Raw genomic sequence first — 19,871 nt, 5'->3', positions numbered from 1 at the left:
CCTGCCAATTCGATAGGTTTCTCTCCATGTCTAATGAGCACTACTTCTCCGCTGCCCCGGAGAGTGAGCTCAAGCTCCGTCCACTCGTCGTCACGCTCGCGGGTCTGCCGCGAACGCTCACGACGGCCGGTGGTGTGTTCAGCCCCGATCGGATCGACGCCGGCACGCAGGTGCTGCTCTCCCACACGCCCCCGCCGCCTCCTGGCGGGAACCTACTGGATCTCGGCTGCGGCTGGGGGCCGATCGCACTCACGATGGCCCTCGAGTCGCCGCACGCGACCGTGTGGGCCGTCGACGTCAACGAGCGCGCCCTCGATCTCGTGCGCCGCAACGCCGAGACGCTGGGCCTCGACAATGTCAACGCCGTGCTGCCTCAGGATGTTCCCGCCGACGTGACATTCATGGGCATCCGCTCGAATCCGCCCATCCGGGTGGGCAAGAGCGTGCTCCACGACATGCTGCTGCACTGGCTGCCGCGGATGGACGCTGCGACGGATGCCTGGCTCGTCGTTCAGCGCAACCTCGGCTCCGACTCCCTCCACCGCTGGATGGAGGGGGCGCTGCCCGAGGGCTTCACCGTCTCGCGAGCCGCCACCAACAAGGGCTACCGCGTGCTTCGGGTGCGGCGGCGCTGACTTCACCGCCGAGCTGTCAGATCGACAGCGTGCCCTCGTAGACGAGCACGGCCGGGCCGCTCAGCGAGACGTGCTCGCCATCCTCAGCAGGCCACATCCGCACCCCGAGGGTCCCACCGGGAACCTCGACACGCCAGTGGTGGGGAGCGCCCTCCCCCGCCCAGTGCCGCGTGGCGAGGGCCGCGGCCGCCGCCCCCGTGCCGCACGAGAGCGTCTCGCCGCTCCCTCGCTCGTGCACGCGCATCGTGATGTGCCCGACGCCGTCGGCCACCAGCGGGTCGTGCGGCACGACGAACTCCACGTTCGCCCCCTCGGGCGCGGCGGGCTCCAGCACGGGAGCGACCGTGAGGTCGGCGGCCGCAAGCTCTTCAAGCGAGGAGAGCGCGACGACGACGTGCGGATTGCCGAGATTGATACCAAGGCCAGGACGGGCCACCGACACCCCGCGGGCTCGGACGAGCGGATCGCTGCCGTCAAGCTGCCACGACCCCAGGTCAACCTGGAAGCCTCGCTGATTGCGCTGCAGATCCTTCACGCCGCCCCTGGTGGCGACCGTGAGCGTATCGCTGCGACCCAGATCCACGAGGCCCGAGGCCGTCAGGTACTCCGCGAAGACCCGGATGCCGTTGCCACACATCTCGGCGGGCGAACCGTCCGCATTGTGGTAGTCCATGAACCACTCGGCCCCCTCGTCCTCCGCAAGGGCCGCCTCACCCTCCGGCAGATTCGCGGAGCGGACTGCACGGATGACGCCGTCACCCCCGACGCCCACATGGCGGTCCGCGATCGCCGCGAGCTGTTCGGCATTCAGGTCAATGGCGCCCTCGGGGTCGGCGAACAGCACAAAGTCGTTGCCCGTGCCGTGGCCCTTCGTAAAGTGGATCTCAGGCATCCCTCAAGGATACGGGGGAAGAGCTCGATGCGAGCACGAGGCGCATCGCGGCATCCACCCGCTCGGGATCGTCGTGCCCAAGCCAGGAGGCGTGGCGGTAGCGACGGAACCACCCGACCTGCCGACGAGCGTAACGGCGCGTGAGGGACTGCGTCTGCTCGATCGCCGTCGCCTCGTCGAGCTCGCCCCGCAACTGACCGATCGCCTGGGCGTAGCCGATCGCGCGTCGCGCCGTCACTCCGCGCTCGATCCCCGCCTCGATCAGGTGCGAGACCTCCGTCAGCAGGCCGCTGCTCCACATGCGCTCCACACGGTCATCAAGTCGCCGCACGAGGGCGTCACGGGGCGCCTCAAGCGCGATGATGCGCGTATCGGGCCACCACGGTGCATCCTCGGGGAGGCCCGCCCCGAAGGGCTGCCCCGTGATCTCGTTGACCTCGAGGGCGCGGACGATGCGGCGCCCATTGTGCGGGCCGATGGATGCCGCAGCCTCCGGATCGCGCTCCCGCAGCCGCGCGAAGAGCACGCCCGGCCCTGCACTTTCGAGTTCGGACTCGAGCCGCGACCGGACGACGGGATCGGTGCCGGGAAAGCGGAAGTCGAAGAGCACCGACGAGATGTAGAGACCCGAGCCGCCGACCAGGATCGGCGTCGCGCCACGTGCCGCTATCGAGGCGATCGCGGAGCGCGCCTCCTCCTGGTATGCCGCGACGCTCGCCTCCTCATCGACCTCGAGAACGTCGAGCATGTGGTGACGGATGCCGCGGCGCTCGTGAGGGGCGAGCTTGGCCGTGCCGACATCCATGCCCCGGTAGAGCTGCATCGCATCAGCGTTGACGATCTCCGAGCGCTCCCCCGCCTGCCCGAGACGCTCAGCGATGTCGAGCGAGAGTTCGCTCTTGCCCGTGCCGGTCGCGCCGACGATGACGATGAGTGGGCGCTCAGCGCTCGCCATCAGCCGAATCGTAGATGGGAACCGTCGCGACCCGCAGGGACGGCAGGCCGAGCGAGACACGGCCGGGAGCCTCGTTCGCCGAAGGCGTCCCACACGAGGCGGCCTGCGCACGATCCCACGCGTCGCCAGAGCGGGTGCGCCGCACCGGCGGAACAACGCCGGGGGCAGCATCCGCAATCAGGTAGAACGGCTTGGCATCGCTCACCGTGACCGTCACGATGTCGCCCGGACGTGGTGCGGGGCCACCCTCCGGCAGCGAGAAGTGCACGAGGCGGCTGTCCTCCGCGCGTCCCGAGAGCCGGTGAGTGGCGGCATCCTTGCTTCCCTCCGCGGAAACCATGACGTCGACCGTCGTGCCGACGAGCCGCTGGTTCTCCTCCCACGAGATGCGATCCTGCAGTTCGACGAGCCGCTCGTAGCGCTCCTGCACGACCTCCTTCGGCACCTGGTCGGGCATGGTCGCGGCAGGCGTGCCTGGGCGGATCGAATACTGGAAGGTGAAGGCTGAGGCGAAGCGCGCCTGCTCGACCACCCGGAGCGTCTCCTGGAAGTCCTCCTCCGTCTCCCCCGGGAAGCCGACGATGATGTCGGTCGAGATCGCGGCGTGAGGGATGCGATGGCGCACCCGCTCAAGGATGCCGAGGAAGCGCTCGGAGCGGTAGCTGCGGCGCATCGCCTTGAGGATGCGGTCCGAGCCGGACTGAAGTGGCATGTGAAGCTGCGGCATGACATTCGGCGTCTCAGCCATCGCGTCGATCACGTCATCCGTGAAGGCCGCGGGGTGCGGACTCGTGAAGCGAACGCGCTCAAGCCCCTCGATCTGCCCCGCCGCGCGAAGGAGCTTGCCGAAGGCCTGACGGTCGCCGAACTCGACGCCGTAGGAGTTGACGTTCTGCCCGAGAAGCGTGACCTCGATGGCCCCGTCGTCGACGAGCGCCTGAATCTCCGCGAGGATGTCGCCGGGACGGCGATCCTTCTCCTTGCCGCGGAGCGAGGGGACAATGCAGAAGGTACAGGTGTTGTTGCAGCCGACCGAGATCGACACCCACGCGCTGTGGGTCGACTCGCGACGGGTCGGCAGGGTCGAGGGGAAGACCTCGAGAGACTCGAGAATCTCGATCTCGGCTCGGCCGTTGTGTCGCGCCCGCTCGAGGAGCGCCGGAAGCGAGCCCATGTTGTGGGTGCCGAAGACGACATCGACCCAGGGCGCCTTCTCGAGGATGACGCTCTTGTCCTTCTGCGCGAGGCAGCCGCCAACCGCGATCTGCATGCCCTCGTGGCCGCGCTTGATCGAGGCAAGCTGCCCCAGGTTGCCGTAGAGCTTGTTGTCGGCGTTATCCCGCACGGCGCATGTGTTGATGACGACGACGTCGGCCTGCTCGTCCTCCGCGCGCACATAGCCGGCGGCCTCGAGCGCTCCGCTCAGACGCTCCGAGTCGTGGACGTTCATCTGGCAGCCGTAGGTGCGCACCTCATAGGTGCGCTTGCCCATCGTCTCGGCCGATGGTGCGTGCTGAGGTGGTGCGAGGGTCGTCATGATGCCAGCAAGCCTAACCCGAGCGCGCGGGTGCGGGCCGCCCTGGCGATCTTCGCCTTCAGCGGCGCTCGAGCGTCACGTTGAGGGTGCGTCCGCTCATGCTCGCGGTGCCATCGAAGGCGAGGGACGCAGCTCCCTCGTCGTAGGGAGCCCGGTAGACGATGTCGCCGTGAGTCTCGTCGATATGAACGGTGACTGTCAGCACCCCGTCGCTCAAGGACCAGGTGTCGGATGCGTCGTCCCACTGCCGGCCGTTGTAGTTCACGGTCACCGTGTGGTCGGCCTCGAAGGTGAAGCTCGTCGTGTCCCCCGCGCTGTCGATTCCCGTCCACGTGCTCTCGACGAGGGACTGTTCCGCTCGCAGCTCCTCGGTTATCGGGGTGGGCGAGGGAGGCTCTGGTGACGATGTCGGTTGCGGGGATCCTCCCATGCAGCCGACGAGAAGTACCGCGAGCATCCCGACGCCCGCAACAGTCGTGGCCCGTCGACGCTCGCGCATCCGTCCATGGTAGACGCGCGGATGCTACCTCGGGAGGTCACTCGAAGCGAACGGTGCTCCCGCCCCGCCGCGACGTGCCGAGCGCGTGCGTCACCGCGTCGCGTATGATGCCGCTGCTGTAGCCCTTGCGCTGGAGGAATCCCGTGAGCCGCCGCGTCGCGGTCTCGTGGTCGTAGCCCGCGAGTTGGGCACCGCGCTTCTCTGCGAGGGCGAAGGCACGCTCGCGTTCGTCGTCGCCGTCGAGCTCCGCCAGGGCGGCGTCGATGATCTCCTGGTCGATGTGTCGCCGTCGCAACTCGGCGACGATGGCCTGACGCCCCAGGCCCTTTCGCTCGTGCTGCGTGCGGACGAGCGTGTGAGCCAGCGCCGCGTCGTCGATCAGGCCGACTCCTTCAAGCCGAGCCAGTTCACTCTCGATCGCAAGCTCGTCAAGTTCACGCGCACGGAGAAGTCGCTCAAGCTCCCAGCGCGACATGTTGCGCCGCCCCAGGCCGGCCATGCTGACGTTGCTCGCCCGCCTGGCCTGCCGCTCGGGTACCCGTGCCTCGTCGCCCCGGCTCTCTGCCGCGTCGTGTGAGGGTTCCGTGACGCCCGGAACAGCCCATGCCGCTTCGCGGGCACTCGGAAGGTAGGTGACGGGAGCGAGGTGCTCGCCCCCGTCACCGGCCTTTGCCGACGACATCTTCTCGGAGGACACCCCGTCAGGCGCTCGCGGCCTTGCGACCCGAGAGTTTCGAGGCGATCGGCTCGACGTTGGAATCGTCGACCGCCGCGCTTGGGTCCTTGGTGATGCCGAGCTTCACCTTGATCTTGTCTTCGATTTCCTTCGCCACCTCGGGGTTCTCGCTCAGGTAGCGCCGCGAGTTCTCCTTGCCCTGTCCGAGCTGGTCGCCGTCGTAGGTGTACCAGGCCCCCGACTTGCGCACGATCTCATGCTCGACACCGAAGTCTAGGAGGCTCCCCTCACGAGAGATGCCGACGCCGTAAAGGATGTCGAACTCGGCCTGCTTGAAGGGCGGAGCCATCTTGTTCTTGACGATCTTCACGCGGGTGCGGTTACCGACCGCCTCGGTGCCCTCCTTGAGGGTCTCGATGCGTCGGATGTCCAGTCGCACCGAGGCGTAGAACTTGAGCGCCTTGCCGCCCGCCGTGGTCTCGGGGCTACCGAAGAAGACCCCGATCTTCTCGCGCAGCTGGTTGATGAAGATCATTGTCGTGCCGGTCGAGTTGAGACCACCCGTGAGCTTGCGCAGGGCCTGCGACATAAGACGGGCCTGGAGACCCACGTGGGAGTCACCCATCTCGCCCTCGATCTCGGCGCGCGGCACGAGCGCGGCAACAGAGTCGATGACGATGAGGTCGATCGAGCCGGAACGCACGAGCATGTCCGCGATCTCGAGGGCCTGCTCACCCGTGTCGGGCTGGGAGACGAGAAGGGAGTCGATGTCGACACCGAGCGACTTGGCGTACTCAGGGTCGAGGGCGTGCTCCGCGTCGATGAAGGCTGCGATGCCGCCGGCGCGCTGAGCGTTGGCGATCGCGTGCAGCGTGAGCGTGGTCTTGCCCGATGACTCCGGGCCGTAGATCTCGACGATGCGACCCCGCGGGAGCCCGCCAATGCCGAGGGCGACGTCAAGAGCGATCGAGCCCGTCGGGATGACCTGAACGGGAGCGCGCTCGTCGCTGCCGAGGCGCATGACCGAGCCCTTGCCGAACTGACGGTCGATCTGTGCGAGGGCGGTGTCGAGCGCCTTCTCGCGGTCGGCTGCTGATGCCATTTCAAAGCTCCTGTCGTATCGCACTCCCGGGCGATGCTCGGTCGTGACTGGGGGTGGTGTGCCTGTCTTCTGTCGCCTGACGAACCGACCGATGGTGCAAGGTCTGACCGCGTACGACAAGGCTGGTTGACGGCTATCGCCAGCACCTCAGACACTAGGTCCCACCACCGACATTGCATCGGCGCACAGGACGACAGTGTGAGAACTGCCTTCGACCTTCCGCTGTGAAGGAGCCTACTCCCATCCGAACAGATGTTCGAAGCATCCTGGGCCGGCGTGTCGCGGCAATCGCCCCATCTCTCGCGCCGAGCGCAGAAAAAGCTCAGGCCTCCCGAAGACGCCCCACCCCGTGGCGCCGCGACTCGGGAACATCGGCCGCACGGCAGAGCGCGTGCCACACCTCTCGCGGGGGCCGCCCCGCGGCCAACGCCTGCTCGCCCGTGAAGCCATCGACCTCCGTCAGCACGAGGTCGTGCACGAGCATCCGCCCGTAGGCCTCGCCGAATTCCTCCGAAACCGCGATCCAGAACTCACTGAGACGCAAGGGCATCACCCGCAGCGCATGAGAACGACAACCGAGAATGAGGGGCCGATCGCGGACGGATCAGCGGACCGCCATGTCGGCCTCGGACGGCTCGAAACCGAAGTGCTCGGGAACCGTGTCTGGAATGACATTGAGACCCTCGATGATCGCCATCCGGTCGCCGACCTCGTGCATGATGACAGAGATGGGCGTGTCGAGCGCCTCCGCGACCGAGGCGAGAATCTCAGAGCTGGCCTCCTTCTGGCCCCGCTCAACCTCGCTCAGATAGCCCAGCGCGACACTCGCGCGGCTCGCGACCTGGCGAAGGGTGTGCCCCTTCTGCAGGCGAAAGTCCCGCAGAACGTCCCCGATTTCCTGACGAACGAGAACCATTGGACCCTCCCCAAAGATGTCGTGACTGAAAGCCTAGCGTGCGTGAAACTCTAGCCATCGCAGTCTGTACGGTGCTTGTGAATACACCGTCTGTAACACGATCGTAGCGGCGCCTATTCCCGGGGGCACTCCCCCGGACGCGGCACGCGAGGGCCCACCTCAGGCGAGGCGCTCGAGCACCGCATCGACAGCGGCCTCCATCGCCCGGCGGCGGATCGAAGCCCGATCACCCTGGAGCGTCAGCGCCGTGACACGCACGTCAGAATTGATCGCGACGGCGACGTACACCTCGCCGGGTGGATGCCCGTCCTGGGGGTCCGGACCCGCGACCCCCGTCGTCGCAACCCCGACGTCGGCCGAGACTCCGCCGACCGCGAGGGCATCCCGCACGCGGGCCGCCATCTGCGCCGCCACATCCGGATGCACGGGCCCGTGGACATTCAAGATGCCTGCGTCCACCCCCAGCAGCGTCTGCTTGAGCTCCGTGTTGTAGGCGACGACACCACCGAGGACCGTCTCGGAAGCGCCAGGGGTGGCGATCAGTTCGGAGACAAGGAGCCCACCCGTGAGCGACTCGGCGACGGCAATTGTGAGCCGGCGCTCGATGAGCCGGCGCACCAGCTCGGCGGACCGGCTCACGCCCTGCGCCTCTCGCGGATGCCCGCGACGACATAGTCGAGCCCCGACACGAGGGTGGCGGCGACCGCGGCCGTCATGAGGGCTCCATTGAGCCAGTGCACCCAATCGCCGAGGACGATCCAGAGCGGAGCCAGGAAGAAGGAGATCGCGACCGCCTGGAGCACGGTCTTGAGCTTGCCGCCGCGCGACGCGGGGATGACACGGTCGCGCAGCGCCAGCATCCGATAGATCGTGATGCCGATCTCGCGCGCCAGGATCACAATCACGACCCACCACGCCAGCTCACCGAGGAGAGCGAGACAGACAAGGGCGCCGCCCGTGAGCGCCTTGTCGGCGATCGGGTCCATGAGCTTGCCGAAGTCCGTCACGAGGTTGCGGCTTCGCGCCAGATGCCCGTCGATGCTGTCTGTGGCAATGCCGATCACGAAGACGGCCGCCGCCGCCCAGCGCAGCGGGCCGAGTTCACCGGCGTCGGCCAGCAGCATCCAGAAGAAGACGGGCGCCATGAGAATGCGCGCGATCGTGATGAGGTTGGGAACATTGAGGATGCTCGGGGCGGAGTCGCCCGCACGGATCATCCGCCCGCGCAGTGCCAGAGGGAGCCTCACGTGCCTACTCCCTGTCGGTCAGCTGCCAGGCATCCTCGTTATCCGACGCCTCGACCTCATCGTAGCCGCTCGTCATCTCAGCGACAGGGTCGACGGGGGCCGAGGCGCTCGCGGGAGCGGGCGATTCCTCCCCACGCAACTTTGCGAGCACGCCGGGCAGCTGCTCAGGCGTGACCAAGACGTCGCGGGCTTTGGAGCCCTCGGAGGGCCCCACGATCTCGCGGGATTCCAGCAGGTCCATGAGCCGGCCCGCCTTCGCGAAGCCGACGCGAAGCTTGCGCTGCAGCATGGAGGTCGAGCCGAACTGAGTGCTGACGACGAGTTCGGCCGCCGCAAGCAGCACCTCGAGGTCGTCTCCGATGTCGCTGTCGATCTGCTTCTTCTCGGCGACGGCGGCGACATCGTCGCGGTATTCGGGCCGCGCCTGCTGCGTCACATGCTTGACGACGGCGTTGACCTCCTCCTCACCGACCCAGGCGCCCTGCACGCGGATCGCCTTCGACGCCCCCATGGGCAGGAAGAGGGCGTCACCCTGACCGATCAGCTTGTCGGCTCCCGGCTGATCGAGGATGACGCGGGAGTCGGTCATGCTGCTCACGGCGAAGGCGAGGCGGCTCGGCACGTTGGCCTTGATGAGCCCAGTGACGACGTCGACGCTCGGCCGCTGCGTCGCAAGCACGAGATGGATGCCCGAGGCGCGGGCGAGCTGGGTGATGCGCACGATCGACTCCTCGACGTCGCGCGGCGCGACCATCATGAGGTCCGCGAGCTCGTCCACGACGACCAGGAGGTAGGGATAGGCCTTGAGCTTGCGCTGGCTGCCCTCCGGCAGCACGATCTCGTTGTTGATGACGGCAGCGTTGAAGTCGTCGATGTGGCGGTAGCCGAAGCTTGCGAGATCGTCGTAGCGCATGTCCATCTCCTTCACGACCCAGGCGAGCGCTTCGGCGGCCTTCTTGGGGTTCGTGATGATGGGCGTGATGAGGTGCGGGATGCCCGTGTAGGGGGCCAGCTCGACTCGCTTGGGGTCGATGAGCACCATGCGCACCTCAGAGGGCTTCGCCCGCATGAGCAACGACGTGATCATGGAGTTGACGAAGCTCGACTTGCCCGAGCCGGTCGATCCGGCGACCAGGAGGTGGGGCATCTTGGCAAGGTTGGCGACGACGAAGCCGCCCTCGACATCCTTGCCGACACCGATCGTCATGGGGTGGCGGCTTGCGCTGCTCGCCTTGGAACGCAGCACATCGCCGAGAGAGACGATTTCGCGGTCGGTGTTAGGGATCTCGATGCCGATAGCGCTCTTGCCGGGGATCGGCGAAAGAATACGTACCTCATTGCTCGCGACGGCATAGGAGAGGTTCTTGCTGAGCGCCGTCACGCGTTCGACCTTGACGCCCGGGCCGAGCTCGATCTCGTAGCGGGTGACGGTCGGACCGCGCGTGAACCCCGTGACCTTCGCGTCGACCGAGAACTGTGCAAGCACCTCTGTGATGGCAGCGACGACATCGTCGTTGACCTTGGAGCGCGACTTCGGCGGCGTGCCCTGCTTCAACACCGAGGAGGCGGGCAGGCGGTAGGGCCGCTCCGGCTGCTCGTGCTGCTCGTCGAACTCGCCCTGCCGTCCCCGCTCTGAGGCGGAGTCGGAGAATCCTGGGAGAAGCTCGCCCGCGGCCTCCCCATCATCCCGGATGCCCGTGCCGTGTTGCGCCGCCGGGTCCACCTCGCCCGTGAAGCGCTTGACGGCGTCCTCGGCCTTCGTCAGTTCCTCGATCAACTCGACGCCGAAGTGCTCGTCGGATGCCTCGATCACCTCGGTGCCGGACGCCTCGGCCTCCTCCTCCCGCGCCAGAACAGGGCTATCGAAGGCGGGGTCCGTCTCCCGCTGGGTCTTGTTGCGGCGCCACCATGGCAGGGTCGCCGCCTCGGCGGGATCGATGCCGAGATCATCGAAGTCGCCGAACTCGACCGTTCCGTCAGTCTTCGCCGGGCGCTCGGCCCCCTCCGGCAGCTGCTCGCCGAAGAGGTAGGCGTAGAGCTCGCGCAGGCGGCGGCCGATGCGGTTGGGCGGCGTCTTCGTGATGATGAAGATCGAGAGGATGAGTAGGAGCGACGCCACGACGACGCCGAGCCACGCGACTCCCAGATGGACGAAAGGCTGCCCCGCGACCCAGCCAACGACGCCGCCGGCGAGCGCTACCGTGCCCTCGCTCGGGCTCGGCGCCCCGCCGAAGATGTGGCAGAGGCCACTCACGCTCACGAGTAGGACACCGAGGCCGATACCGATGCGCCCGTTGTCGTGAACCGACGCGGGGTGGCGGAATAGCCACAGCGCGAACACGACCATGATGACGGGGAGTCCGTAGGCCACCCGGCCGAGGAGTCCGCCGAAGGTCCAGGCGTTGAGTGCCGCGGCTACGGGGTCGTTGGGCAGGAACCACTCGACCGCTGCCCCAGCGATCGCGAGCAGGAAAATGAGGAAGGGAACGCCGTCGCGGCGCTCCTCGGGGGCCAGCGACTCCTTGCCGAAGAGCCGCGCAGCTCCCCCGACGAAGTGCGCCATCCCCAGCCAGGCGCGAGTGATGACGCCCTGCTCCTGGGTAAGCGGGGCCGAAGCCTTCTGCGCCGGCAGCTTCTTGGTGGCCGCCGTGCGCGTGGGGGACTTCGTCTGGCGCGTCGAATTCGAGCGCGCGCGCGAGGTCGACCTGGTGCTCGTAGCCATGCGACAACGGTACCGGCGGGCACCGACGATGGCGGGTTAGGCGGTCGGCGTGGTTTCGATACTGCCCCTGCGCACCTACTCAAGCAGCGGGTGAGCAGCCCACTCGGGCGTTACGCCTCGATGACGACCGGGACGATCATGGGCCGACGGCGGTGCTGCGTGTTGACCCAGCGCCCGACCGTGCGCCGGATGACCTGACTGAAGGCGTGAGTGTCGCGCGTTCCGTTCTCCGCCGCTTCCGCGAGCGCCTTGACGATCTGCGGCTTGACGGCGTCGAAGACCGCCTCATCCTCAGCGAAGCCTCGCGACTGGATCTCCGGCCCCACGATCACCTGGCCCGTCTGTGCGTCGACGGCGGCGAAGATCGAGATGAAGCCCTCCTCAGCGAGGATGCGACGATCCTTGAGGTCGGCATCCGTGATCTCGCCCACGGTCGAGCCGTCGACGTACACGTAACCGAGATCGAGCTGCCCTACGACCGCCGCCTCGCCGTCGCGGAGGTCGATCACGGTGCCGTCCTCCGCGATGATCGTGTTCTCCTCGGGGACCCCCGTCTGCACCGCGAGCTGCTGGTTCGCAACGAGGTGGCGGTACTCGCCGTGCACGGGAAGCACGTTCTTCGGCTTGAGGATGTTGTAGCAGTACAGCAACTCACCCGCGCTCGCATGCCCCGAGACATGCACCTTGGCGTTGCCCTTATGTACGACGTTCGCACCCAGCTTGGTCAGCCCGTTGATGACCCGGTAGACGGCGTTCTCGTTGCCCGGAATAAGGCTCGACGCAAGGATCACGGTGTCTCCGTGGCCGATCTCGATCTTGTGCTCCATGTTGGCCATCCGCGCGAGGACGGCCATCGGCTCACCCTGGGAGCCCGTGCTCATGTAGACGATGCGATCGTCGGGAAGCTCGTGCGCCTTCTTCTGGTCGATCAGCACCCCCTCGGGCACCTTTAGATAGCCGAGCTCGGCCGCGATCGACATGTTGCGCACCATCGACCGCCCCATGAAGGCGACGCGGCGCCCGTTCGCGTGCGCCGCGTCGAGGACCTGCTGCACCCGGTGCACGTGGCTCGAGAAACTCGCGACGATGACGCGACGCGGCGCCTTCGCGATGACGGACTCGAGCACGGTGCCGATGCCACGTTCAGGCGCCGTGAACCCCGGGACATCCGCGTTGGTCGAATCGGGCAGGAACAGGTCGACCCCCGCCTCGCCGAGCCGAGCGAACGCGCGCAGGTCGGTGATGCGGTCATCGAGCGGGAGCTGGTCCATCTTGAAGTCGCCGGTGTGCAGGACCGTGCCGGCCGCGGTAGAGATGTGCACCGCGAGCGCGTCGGGGATCGAGTGGTTGACCGCGATGAACTCGAGATCGAAGGGCCCGAAGGTCTCCTTCTGCCCCTCCGTCACCGTCAGCGTGTAGGGCGTGATGCGGTGCTCCTTGAGCTTCGCCTCGATGAGGGCGAGCGTGAGGTTGGAGCCGATCAGCGGAATGTCTTGGCGGAGACGCAGCAGGTAGGGCACGGCCCCGATGTGGTCCTCGTGCCCATGCGTGAGCACGACGCCCAACACGTCGTCGAGCCGATCGCGGATGGGCGTGAAGTCCGGCAGGATGAGGTCGACACCGGGGTGGTGCTCCTCGGGAAAGAGCACACCGCAGTCAACGATGAGCAGCTTGCCGTCGATCTCGAAGACCGTCATGTTGCGGCCGATCTCGCCAAGACCGCCGATCGGGATGATGCGAAGGGTCCCCGGCTGGAGCTTCGCGGGTGCATAGATGTGTGAGTTCATGGCGTCCTGTGGTGTCGCGGCCCGTCGGGCCAGAGTGTAGGGCCGCTAGCCCCCGGTGTGAAGTTGTCGGGAGGCGCTCAGCGGGTCGTGCCGGCCACCTTGGGAAGAGCCCCACCCGCCGCAGCGTTGCGGTCGGGACGGAAGTTGCTGAGGTCGAGACCGGGAATCTCACCCACGAGGGCGATCTCGTCTTCGATCACGGCGGCCTCGAAGTCCTCAGGCCCGACGAGCGGCAGTCGCACTCGCGGTGAGCCGATGCGGCCGAGGCCGTGAAGGATGTACTTCGCGGCGACCGTGCCGGGCACGTGAGTCATGACGGCGCGCACGAGCGGCTCGAGGGACTTGTGGGCCGCGGTCGCCGTGGCAAGGTCACCAGCGTTGACGGCGTCGACGATGACCCGGTAGGGGGCCGGCGCGATGTTCGCCGTCACCCCGATGAGCCCTGTCGCGCCGATGGAGAGGTGTGGCAGGACGTTTGCGTCGTCACCCGAGAAATACATGAGGTCGGTCTGATTGAGCACGCGGCTGACCTCGCTGAAGTCGCCCTTGGCATCCTTGACCGCCAGGATGTTCGGATGCTGCGCGGCCCGCAGGATCGTCTCGTAACGGATCGGAACCCCCGTGCGGCCGGGGATGTCATAGAGGATGACAGGAAGGTCTGTGGCATCCGCAATGAGACGAAAGTGCGTCAGGATGCCCGCCTGCGTCGGCTTGTTGTAGTACGGCGTCACGATCATGACACCGTCGGCGCCCGCCTTCTCGCTCGCCTTGTAGAGCTCGATCGCGTGTGCAGTCTCATTGGAGCCGCCGCCCGTGATGATCTTCGCCCGGTCGCCCGCGACCGCCTTGGCGGCCTCCACGAGCCGGATCTTTTCACGGTCGGTGAGCGTGCTCGTCTCGCCCGTCGTGCCGGTCACGACGACGCCATCGGCACCCCCCGACACGACATCGTCGATGTGCTTCTCGACGTCATCCCATGCGACCTCACCGTCTGCCGTGAACGGCGTGACGAGGGCTACCAGGACCTGGCCGAAGGGATTCTCGAGAGAGCTCACACACCGAGATTACCGCTCGCACGCGGCGTTCACGTCGTCGGGAAGGCCCCCGGGCCAGCTTCGCTAGTTGTGAATATTCATATATGATGGAGAGATGAACCCTTCGACCTCCGATCTCCCCGTGGCGCAGGTCAAGGCAGAACTCTTCAAGGCGATGGGGCACCCCGCCCGTATCCGCGTGCTGGAAACCCTCTCGGAGGGCGAACGAACTGTCGGTGAGATCGCCAGCCTGGTCGACCTCGAGATGTCCACGCTGTCGCAGCAGCTCGCAGTGCTGCGCCGAGCCGGAGTCGTCACAACCAGGCGGCAGGGCAACAGTATCCACTACGCGCTTCGGGATGAGCGGATGTCGCAGCTCCTCGCGGTCGCGAGACAGATCATTGTGAGCAGCCTCCGCGACTCCCGCGAAATGCTCGAGAGCCTCGACGGCAGACCATGACCGGGCGACTGCCGAAGGAACTGCGACGGCTGCTCTCGCTGCTACCAGGGCCCGCGGACCTGCGCACGGCCCGCCGGTCCCCCGGACGAGACCTCGTCGCGGGACTCACTGTCGCAGTTGTGGCGCTACCGCTCGCGCTCGCCTTCGGCGTCGCATCCGGCCTTGGAGCAGAAGCGGGGCTCACGACCGCCGTCATCGCAGGGATCATTGCTGCCGTCTTCGGCGGTAGCAACCTACAGATTTCCGGGCCAACCGGCGCCATGACCGTCGTGTTACTGCCCGTCGTGCACGACTTCGGCACCCAGGGGGTGCTGCTCGTCGGCGTCATGGCCGGCGTCGTTCTCGTCGCCCTCGCCGTGTCGGGCATCGGCAAGGCTGTGCGCCTACTGCCGACCTCGCTCGTCGAAGGCTTCACCGCGGGGATCGCAGTCGTCATCGTGCTGCAGCAGGTTCCCGCCATGCTGGGACTCGACCCCGGCGAAGGAGAACAGGTTTGGGCTATCGCTGGCGATGCCGTGGCGCGCTGGACCAGCGACATCGACGTGGCACCGCTACTCATGACGCTTGGTGTTGCGGCGGTCATCCTGACCGGCACCAGATTGCTGCCGACCGTTCCCGCGTCCATCCTCGTGATCATCGTCGCGACGGTACTTGCGGAGTTCCTCGGCCTCGGTCTGCCAACGATCGGCGAAATCCCCGCAGGCATCCCCGCACCCACGAGCAGCTTCATCGACCTCGCCGCAGTACCAGCGCTCTTCCCCTCCGCCCTTGCGGTCGCCGCCCTCGCCGCGCTTGAGAGCCTGCTCTGTGCAACCGTCGCCGACTCCATGAGCGTCAGTGAACGGCACGACCCGGACCGGGAACTGCTCGGACAGGGACTTGCCAACATCGTCGTGCCGTTCTTCGGCGGCGTGCCCGCCACAGCCGCCATCGCCCGCACCGCCGTCAACGTCAGGGCGGGCGCCCGGTCTCGCGTCGCGGCGATCACGCATTCGCTCGTGTTGCTCGTCGTTATCTACGCGGCATCAGATCTCGTCGGCCATATCCCGCTCGCGGCACTCGCCGGCGTGCTCCTCGCCACCTGCCTCCAGATGGTGGGCGTCGGTTCTCTCTCGGCACTCGTGCGTTCGACGCGGGCAGACGCGATCGTACTGTTCCTCACCTTCGCGATCACGGTCGCGGTCGATCTCGTCACGGCGGTCGTCGTCGGGGTGATCGTGGCTGCCCTACTCGCCCTCGGCAGCGTCTCCCGCAGCGCCAGGCTGGAACAGGTGCCGCTCGACGAAGACCGCGGCGACCACAGCGTTGAGGAACTGGCCCTGCTCGCGGACCGCATCGTTGCATACCGCTTCGAGGGCCCCCTGTTCTTCGGAGCAGCGCACCGATTCCTACTCGAGCTCACTGAAGTCTCGGATGTCGATGTGGTCATCCTCCGGATGTCGCGAATCTCGACCCTCGACGCGACAGGAGCAACTATCGTCGACGATGCCGTGCGGCGCCTCGAGGCCCGCGGGATCGCGGTGCTCATCTCGGGCGTGCACCCCGTGCACAGCCGCGTGCTGCGCACGCTCAACGTCGCCCCCCACCTGCGCCAGGCAGGAAGGGTGTTCGAGAACACGCCGCAGGCGATTACCTACGCGCGGGGACTCGTCGCGAGTCACTAACGCGCATCATGCCCTTCAGGATGACTCAGCGCGCTCGTAGCTCACGAAGCGATACGACAGGCCCGACCGGGACTCGAACCAGCCCTCGGCGGGTTCGCGGGAGACGACGGCCCACTCCTCGCCGATGCGCGGGGCACGGGCATCCCCCTCGAATGCCGCGCGAATCTCCGTGACCTCGAGACGCTCGGCCTCGTCGATCACGGCCGCGTAGATCTCGCCGCCACCAATGACCCAGATCAGCCGGTCGTCGCCCGCGTCGTCTGCCGCCAGGGCGAGCGCGTTGGCGACGGATGGCGCAGCCTCCGCCCCCTCTGCGGCCCACCGCGCCTGGCGCGTCACGACGATGTTGCGGCGCCCCGGCAGCGGACGGTACCGCGGCGGCAGCGAATCCCACGTCTTGCGTCCCATGATGACGGGACCTCCGAGGGTCGTCTGCTTGAAGTGAGCGAGATCCTCGGGCACGTTCCACGGCATGATGCCGTTACGGCCGATGATGCCGCCCTCTGCCTCAGCCCAGATGAGTCCGATGCGCGGCGTCGTCATACGGCGACCGCCCCCTTGATTGCCGGGTGGTGCTGGTAGTTCTCCACGATGAAGTCCTCGTATCGGTAGTCGAAGATGCTGTCACGCTCTGCGGCGATGCGGAGCGTGGGGTAGGGATAGGGGTCGCGCGCGAGCTGCTCCTGGACCTGCTCGACATGGTTGTCGTAGATGTGGCAGTCACCGCCCGTCCACACGAAATCGCCCGGCTCGAGCCCCGTCTGCGCCGCGATGAGATGCGTCAGCAGGGCATAGCTCGCGATGTTGAAGGGAACGCCGAGGAACATGTCGGCGCTGCGCTGGTAGAGCTGGCAGGAGAGCCGTCCCTCGGCCACGTAGAACTGGAAGAGCGCGTGGCACGGCGCGAGGGCCATGATGGGCACGTCCGCCGGGTTCCAGGCCGACACAATGAGTCGACGCGAATCGGGGTTGCTGCGGATCTGCTCGATGACGTCGCTGATCTGGTCGATCTGCTCGCCGCTCGGCGTGGGCCAGGAGCGCCACTGCACGCCATAGACGGGACCGAGCTCGCCCGCGGCATCCGCCCACTCGTCCCAGATCGTCACGCCGTTCTCACGCAACCACGCGACATTGCTCTCGCCGCGCAGGAACCAGAGCAGCTCGACCGCGATCGACTTGAAGTGCACCCGCTTGGTTGTGATGAGCGGGAAGCCCTTCGCGAGGTCGAAACGGATCTGGCGACCGAAGACACTTCGCGTGCCCGTGCCCGTGCGATCGGACTTGTGGACGCCGTTGTCGAAGACGTCCCGAAGCAGGTCCTCGTAGGGGGTGGGGATCGACGCGCTCATCGGCTCGATGCTATCGCGCGCAGGCCCTGCCCGGCTATTGATCGGATGCAGAACGGGAAAGCGCGATCGAGCGCCGCACCGCGTGGCGGGCGCGACGCCGGTCACCGCAGGCGTCGTAGGCGAGCGCGAGACGCAGCCACGACTGCCACGACTCCGGGTGCGCCTCCACCTCAGCCCGATAGGTGGGGAAGGCAGCATCAGCTGCCGCTCGGTCTGGTCGTCCGCTCGCCCGTGCGGGAAGCACCTCCGCGGGAAGGCGGCCCTCGTCCTCGAGGCGGCCTAGCAGGCGCTCGCTGCGCACACCGAAGAGCACCTCGACGATGAGCCCCCAGACAGCGAGGAGGGGCAGCACGGCGAGCGCGGCGCCCATCGCGATCGCGACCCCGTCTCCGCTCCCCAGGAGGGTGACGGCGAGCCGACCGACAGCGACGATGTAGAGCAGAAGCAGCGCCGCCATCACGACGACGCCCACCTTCTTGCTCACGAGGTGAGCGATCCGAGATCGAGGAGAGACTCGAGACCGACCGTCACGCCGTGGGCGGCGGGAAGCGCGGCAAGGGCCAGCCGAATGCCCTTCTCATAGGCCGCCGGCGAGATCGTGTCATGCACGACCGAGAGGAGCTCTCCCGTGCCGCCGAACACGACCTCCTGACGCGCCACGACCCCCTGCAGTCGCAGACTGTGCACGGGGATGCCCGCCACCTGCTGGCCTCGCGCGAGCTGGTCCACATGCGGTGCGGCAACGGGGCCCAGAGCACCGCGGGCCTCGGCCATGAGCTCCGCCGTCCGCACGGCAGTGCCCGAGGGAGAGTCGACCTTGCCCGCATGGTGAGCCTCGATGATCTCGATCGAGTCGTAGAACCGGGCGGCGACACTCGAGAGACGCGTCGCCAGCACAGAGCCGAGGGAGAAGTTGGGAATGATGATGACCCCCGCTTCCGGGCTGGCGGCCAGGCTCCCCCTGAGTTCGTCGATGCGCTCGGCCGACCAGCCCGAAGTGCCGACAAGAACCTTGCGCCCGTGCTCAACCGCGAATCGCACGACATCGCCCGTCACACCGGGCTGCGTGACATCCACGACGAGGTCCGCCGCGAGCATCTCCTCCCAGGGCGACGAAGACCCGAGGGATGCGACGAGCTCGAGTTCGGGATCCTCCTCCACGATGCGGGAGACGAGGGTGCCCATCCTGCCGTTCGCGCCGACGACGGCGACTGTGACTGCCATGCAGCAAATCTAGCAAGGGCCCGGAGCACAGGTCAGTGGCTCGTGGACTACGGGCCGTAGACTTCTGATCATGGCCGTGTTCCGCGAATCCGGGGTGGCCGACGATGCCGCCCTCGCCCTGCTCACCGAGTACTTCTCCGCCCGCGCCGAGAGCTTTCCCGCCGGACCAGAGGCCTATCGCACCGTGTTCCCCTCCCCCGACGACTTCGTGCCCCCGCGGGGCGTCTTCCTCATCGTCGAGGGGGAGGACCTTGCGGGCGATGCCGCCGATGTCGGGTGCGGCGGCATCCGCCGAATCGCCCCATCCGACACGGGCGCGGCCCGCTTCGAAATCAAGCACCTCTATGTGCAGCCCCACACGCGCGGCACGGGGCTCGGGGCGGCCCTCCTCGCCGAGCTCGAACGCCGTGCCGTCGAACTCGGTGCCGACGAGGTCGTGCTCGACACCAACGCGAGCCTCGAGGCGGCAGGGCGCCTGTACGCCCGCGCCGGCTACCGCCCCATCGAGCCCTACAACGACAACCCCAACGCGACCAACTGGTACGGCAAGGACGTGCAAGCCGAGGCTCAGTAGGGCTGGTCGACCGGGAGGCCCGTCCTCAGCTCCGGCGGCAGATGACCGAGGTCGTTGTGAGTGATGAGCTCAGGCGCCTTGACCGTGCGAACCCGGATGATCGTGAGCCCGCAGTTCGCCTGATTGATGCCCATCCAGCGCCACGACGGTGCGCCGAAGACCTCGCGCACGAACCACCCGATGACAAAGTTGTGGGTGATGAGAAGCGTGTGCTTGTCGTCGAGCGAGGGGGTCATCCACTCGGCGACCGCATCCGTCATCTGCGCCTCCCCCGCCTCGATCTCCGCCTCCGTGACGGAACCGAAGAAGGGCTCGAAGGCGGCGGGCATGTCGACGCCGGGCCCCGAAGGGATGCAGTCGAAGAGGAGCGCCGAGGGCTCTGAGGTGATGCCGGGCAGCCGTTCCGTGATGGTGTTGGCCGTGTCTGCCGCGCGCTGCAGCGGCGAATGCCACGCGCCTGTGAACGGCACGCCGCTCAAGCGGTCGGCGATGAGGGTGGCCTGGCGGCGACCGCGCGGAGAGAGCAGGCCGTCGGGAAGGCCATGCTCGGCATCCTGCTGCTCGCCGTGCCTGACAAGGTAGATGAAGTGGGACATCG

At 67.3% G+C, this 19,871-nt stretch carries 22 protein-coding genes; 4 read left to right on the top strand and 18 right to left on the bottom strand.

Features of this window, described 5'->3' with window-relative positions; translation table 11 throughout:
* Nucleotides 1-26: 26 nt before the first annotated feature.
* Nucleotides 27-635, top strand: coding sequence for a class I SAM-dependent methyltransferase (locus tag OH146_RS13415; protein ID WP_265161601.1), 609 nt, complete (start codon nt 27-29; stop codon nt 633-635).
* Between the two features lie 16 nt (nt 636-651).
* On the opposite strand, the gene dapF is transcribed toward OH146_RS13415, so the two are convergent.
* The 13 genes from dapF to dapA all read right to left on the bottom strand — a co-directional run bounded on the left by dapF (nt 652) and on the right by dapA (nt 14,023).
* On the bottom strand, nt 652-1,527 hold the full coding sequence (gene dapF / locus OH146_RS13410) for a diaminopimelate epimerase (RefSeq protein ID WP_265161599.1): 876 nt from the start codon (nt 1,525-1,527) through the stop codon (nt 652-654).
* On the bottom strand, nt 1,520-2,482 hold the full coding sequence (miaA, locus tag OH146_RS13405; protein WP_265161597.1) for a tRNA (adenosine(37)-N6)-dimethylallyltransferase MiaA: 963 nt from the start codon (nt 2,480-2,482) through the stop codon (nt 1,520-1,522). The genes dapF and miaA overlap by 8 nt, the downstream gene beginning before the upstream one ends.
* On the bottom strand, nt 2,469-4,019 hold the full coding sequence (gene miaB / locus OH146_RS13400) for a tRNA (N6-isopentenyl adenosine(37)-C2)-methylthiotransferase MiaB (RefSeq protein ID WP_265161595.1): 1,551 nt from the start codon (nt 4,017-4,019) through the stop codon (nt 2,469-2,471). Before miaB ends, miaA begins: the two co-directional genes overlap by 14 nt.
* Nucleotides 4,020-4,077: 58 nt before the next feature.
* Complete coding sequence (locus OH146_RS13395; protein ID WP_265161593.1) at nt 4,078-4,518, bottom strand: hypothetical protein; 441 nt, start codon at nt 4,516-4,518, stop codon at nt 4,078-4,080.
* Nucleotides 4,519-4,555: 37 nt separating this feature from the next.
* Nucleotides 4,556-5,215: a regulatory protein RecX gene (locus OH146_RS13390; protein WP_265161590.1), complete on the bottom strand. Its 660-nt coding sequence runs from the start codon at nt 5,213-5,215 to the stop codon at nt 4,556-4,558.
* Nucleotides 5,216-5,219: 4 nt separating this feature from the next.
* Complete coding sequence (recA, locus tag OH146_RS13385) at nt 5,220-6,296, bottom strand: recombinase RecA (protein ID WP_265161588.1); 1,077 nt, start codon at nt 6,294-6,296, stop codon at nt 5,220-5,222.
* 322 nt (nt 6,297-6,618) lie between these two features.
* On the bottom strand, nt 6,619-6,846 hold the full coding sequence (locus tag OH146_RS13380) for a DUF3046 domain-containing protein (protein WP_265161586.1): 228 nt from the start codon (nt 6,844-6,846) through the stop codon (nt 6,619-6,621).
* Nucleotides 6,847-6,900: 54 nt separating this feature from the next.
* Nucleotides 6,901-7,212, bottom strand: coding sequence for a helix-turn-helix domain-containing protein (locus tag OH146_RS13375; protein ID WP_265161584.1), 312 nt, complete (start codon nt 7,210-7,212; stop codon nt 6,901-6,903).
* A 159-nt stretch (nt 7,213-7,371) separates the two neighbouring features.
* On the bottom strand, nt 7,372-7,851 hold the full coding sequence (locus OH146_RS13370; RefSeq protein ID WP_265161582.1) for a CinA family protein: 480 nt from the start codon (nt 7,849-7,851) through the stop codon (nt 7,372-7,374).
* Complete coding sequence (pgsA, locus tag OH146_RS13365) at nt 7,848-8,429, bottom strand: CDP-diacylglycerol--glycerol-3-phosphate 3-phosphatidyltransferase (RefSeq protein ID WP_265161718.1); 582 nt, start codon at nt 8,427-8,429, stop codon at nt 7,848-7,850. The genes OH146_RS13370 and pgsA overlap by 4 nt, the downstream gene beginning before the upstream one ends.
* A gap of 34 nt (nt 8,430-8,463) precedes the next feature.
* Nucleotides 8,464-11,181 carry an FtsK/SpoIIIE family DNA translocase gene (locus OH146_RS13360; protein ID WP_265161580.1) on the bottom strand — a complete coding sequence of 906 codons (2,718 nt, stop codon included), beginning with the start codon at nt 11,179-11,181 and terminating at the stop codon, nt 8,464-8,466.
* Nucleotides 11,182-11,291: 110 nt separating this feature from the next.
* Nucleotides 11,292-12,968, bottom strand: a complete 1,677-nt coding sequence (locus OH146_RS13355; protein WP_265161578.1) for a ribonuclease J — start codon at nt 12,966-12,968, stop codon at nt 11,292-11,294.
* A 77-nt stretch (nt 12,969-13,045) separates the two neighbouring features.
* Nucleotides 13,046-14,023, bottom strand: coding sequence for a 4-hydroxy-tetrahydrodipicolinate synthase (dapA, locus tag OH146_RS13350; protein ID WP_265161576.1), 978 nt, complete (start codon nt 14,021-14,023; stop codon nt 13,046-13,048).
* 94 nt (nt 14,024-14,117) lie between these two features.
* Between dapA and OH146_RS13345 the strand changes: the two genes are divergently transcribed.
* Both OH146_RS13345 and OH146_RS13340 read left to right on the top strand, forming a co-directional pair.
* A complete protein-coding gene (locus OH146_RS13345) occupies nt 14,118-14,462 on the top strand; it encodes an ArsR/SmtB family transcription factor (protein ID WP_265161574.1) in 345 nt (114 codons plus the stop codon).
* Nucleotides 14,459-16,126 (top strand): SulP family inorganic anion transporter, encoded by a 1,668-nt coding sequence (locus tag OH146_RS13340; protein WP_265161572.1) that lies wholly within the window; start codon nt 14,459-14,461, stop codon nt 16,124-16,126. The genes OH146_RS13345 and OH146_RS13340 overlap by 4 nt, the downstream gene beginning before the upstream one ends.
* A 15-nt stretch (nt 16,127-16,141) precedes the next feature.
* Here OH146_RS13340 and OH146_RS13335 read toward each other — a convergent pair whose 3' ends face one another.
* Genes OH146_RS13335 through dapB form a run of 4 tightly spaced genes read right to left on the bottom strand, consistent with a single transcriptional unit; the run spans nt 16,142 to nt 18,699 of the window.
* Nucleotides 16,142-16,669: a dihydrofolate reductase gene (locus OH146_RS13335; protein WP_265161570.1), complete on the bottom strand. Its 528-nt coding sequence runs from the start codon at nt 16,667-16,669 to the stop codon at nt 16,142-16,144.
* The gene (locus OH146_RS13330) at nt 16,666-17,475 is read right to left on the bottom strand and encodes a thymidylate synthase (protein ID WP_265161568.1); all 810 of its coding nucleotides are present in this window, start codon (nt 17,473-17,475) and stop codon (nt 16,666-16,668) included. Before OH146_RS13330 ends, OH146_RS13335 begins: the two co-directional genes overlap by 4 nt.
* Nucleotides 17,476-17,509: 34 nt before the next feature.
* Complete coding sequence (locus OH146_RS13325; RefSeq protein ID WP_265161566.1) at nt 17,510-17,959, bottom strand: hypothetical protein; 450 nt, start codon at nt 17,957-17,959, stop codon at nt 17,510-17,512.
* On the bottom strand, nt 17,956-18,699 hold the full coding sequence (dapB, locus tag OH146_RS13320; protein WP_308214961.1) for a 4-hydroxy-tetrahydrodipicolinate reductase: 744 nt from the start codon (nt 18,697-18,699) through the stop codon (nt 17,956-17,958). Before dapB ends, OH146_RS13325 begins: the two co-directional genes overlap by 4 nt.
* Nucleotides 18,700-18,769: 70 nt before the next feature.
* On the opposite strand from dapB, the gene OH146_RS13315 reads away from it, so the two are divergent.
* Nucleotides 18,770-19,273, top strand: coding sequence for a GNAT family N-acetyltransferase (locus OH146_RS13315; protein WP_265161564.1), 504 nt, complete (start codon nt 18,770-18,772; stop codon nt 19,271-19,273).
* Here the strand turns inward: OH146_RS13315 and OH146_RS13310 are convergent.
* On the bottom strand, nt 19,267-19,869 hold the full coding sequence (locus OH146_RS13310; RefSeq protein ID WP_265161562.1) for a histidine phosphatase family protein: 603 nt from the start codon (nt 19,867-19,869) through the stop codon (nt 19,267-19,269). The genes OH146_RS13315 and OH146_RS13310 overlap by 7 nt on opposite strands.
* Between the last annotated feature and the right edge of the window lie 2 nt (nt 19,870-19,871).

Source organism: Homoserinimonas sedimenticola (assembly GCF_026094475.1).
In the GTDB taxonomy this organism is placed as follows: domain Bacteria; phylum Actinomycetota; class Actinomycetes; order Actinomycetales; family Microbacteriaceae; genus Homoserinimonas; species Homoserinimonas sedimenticola.
Note: the sequence above shows the minus strand (reverse complement) of the source record. Positions and strands in the feature narration are given on the sequence as shown.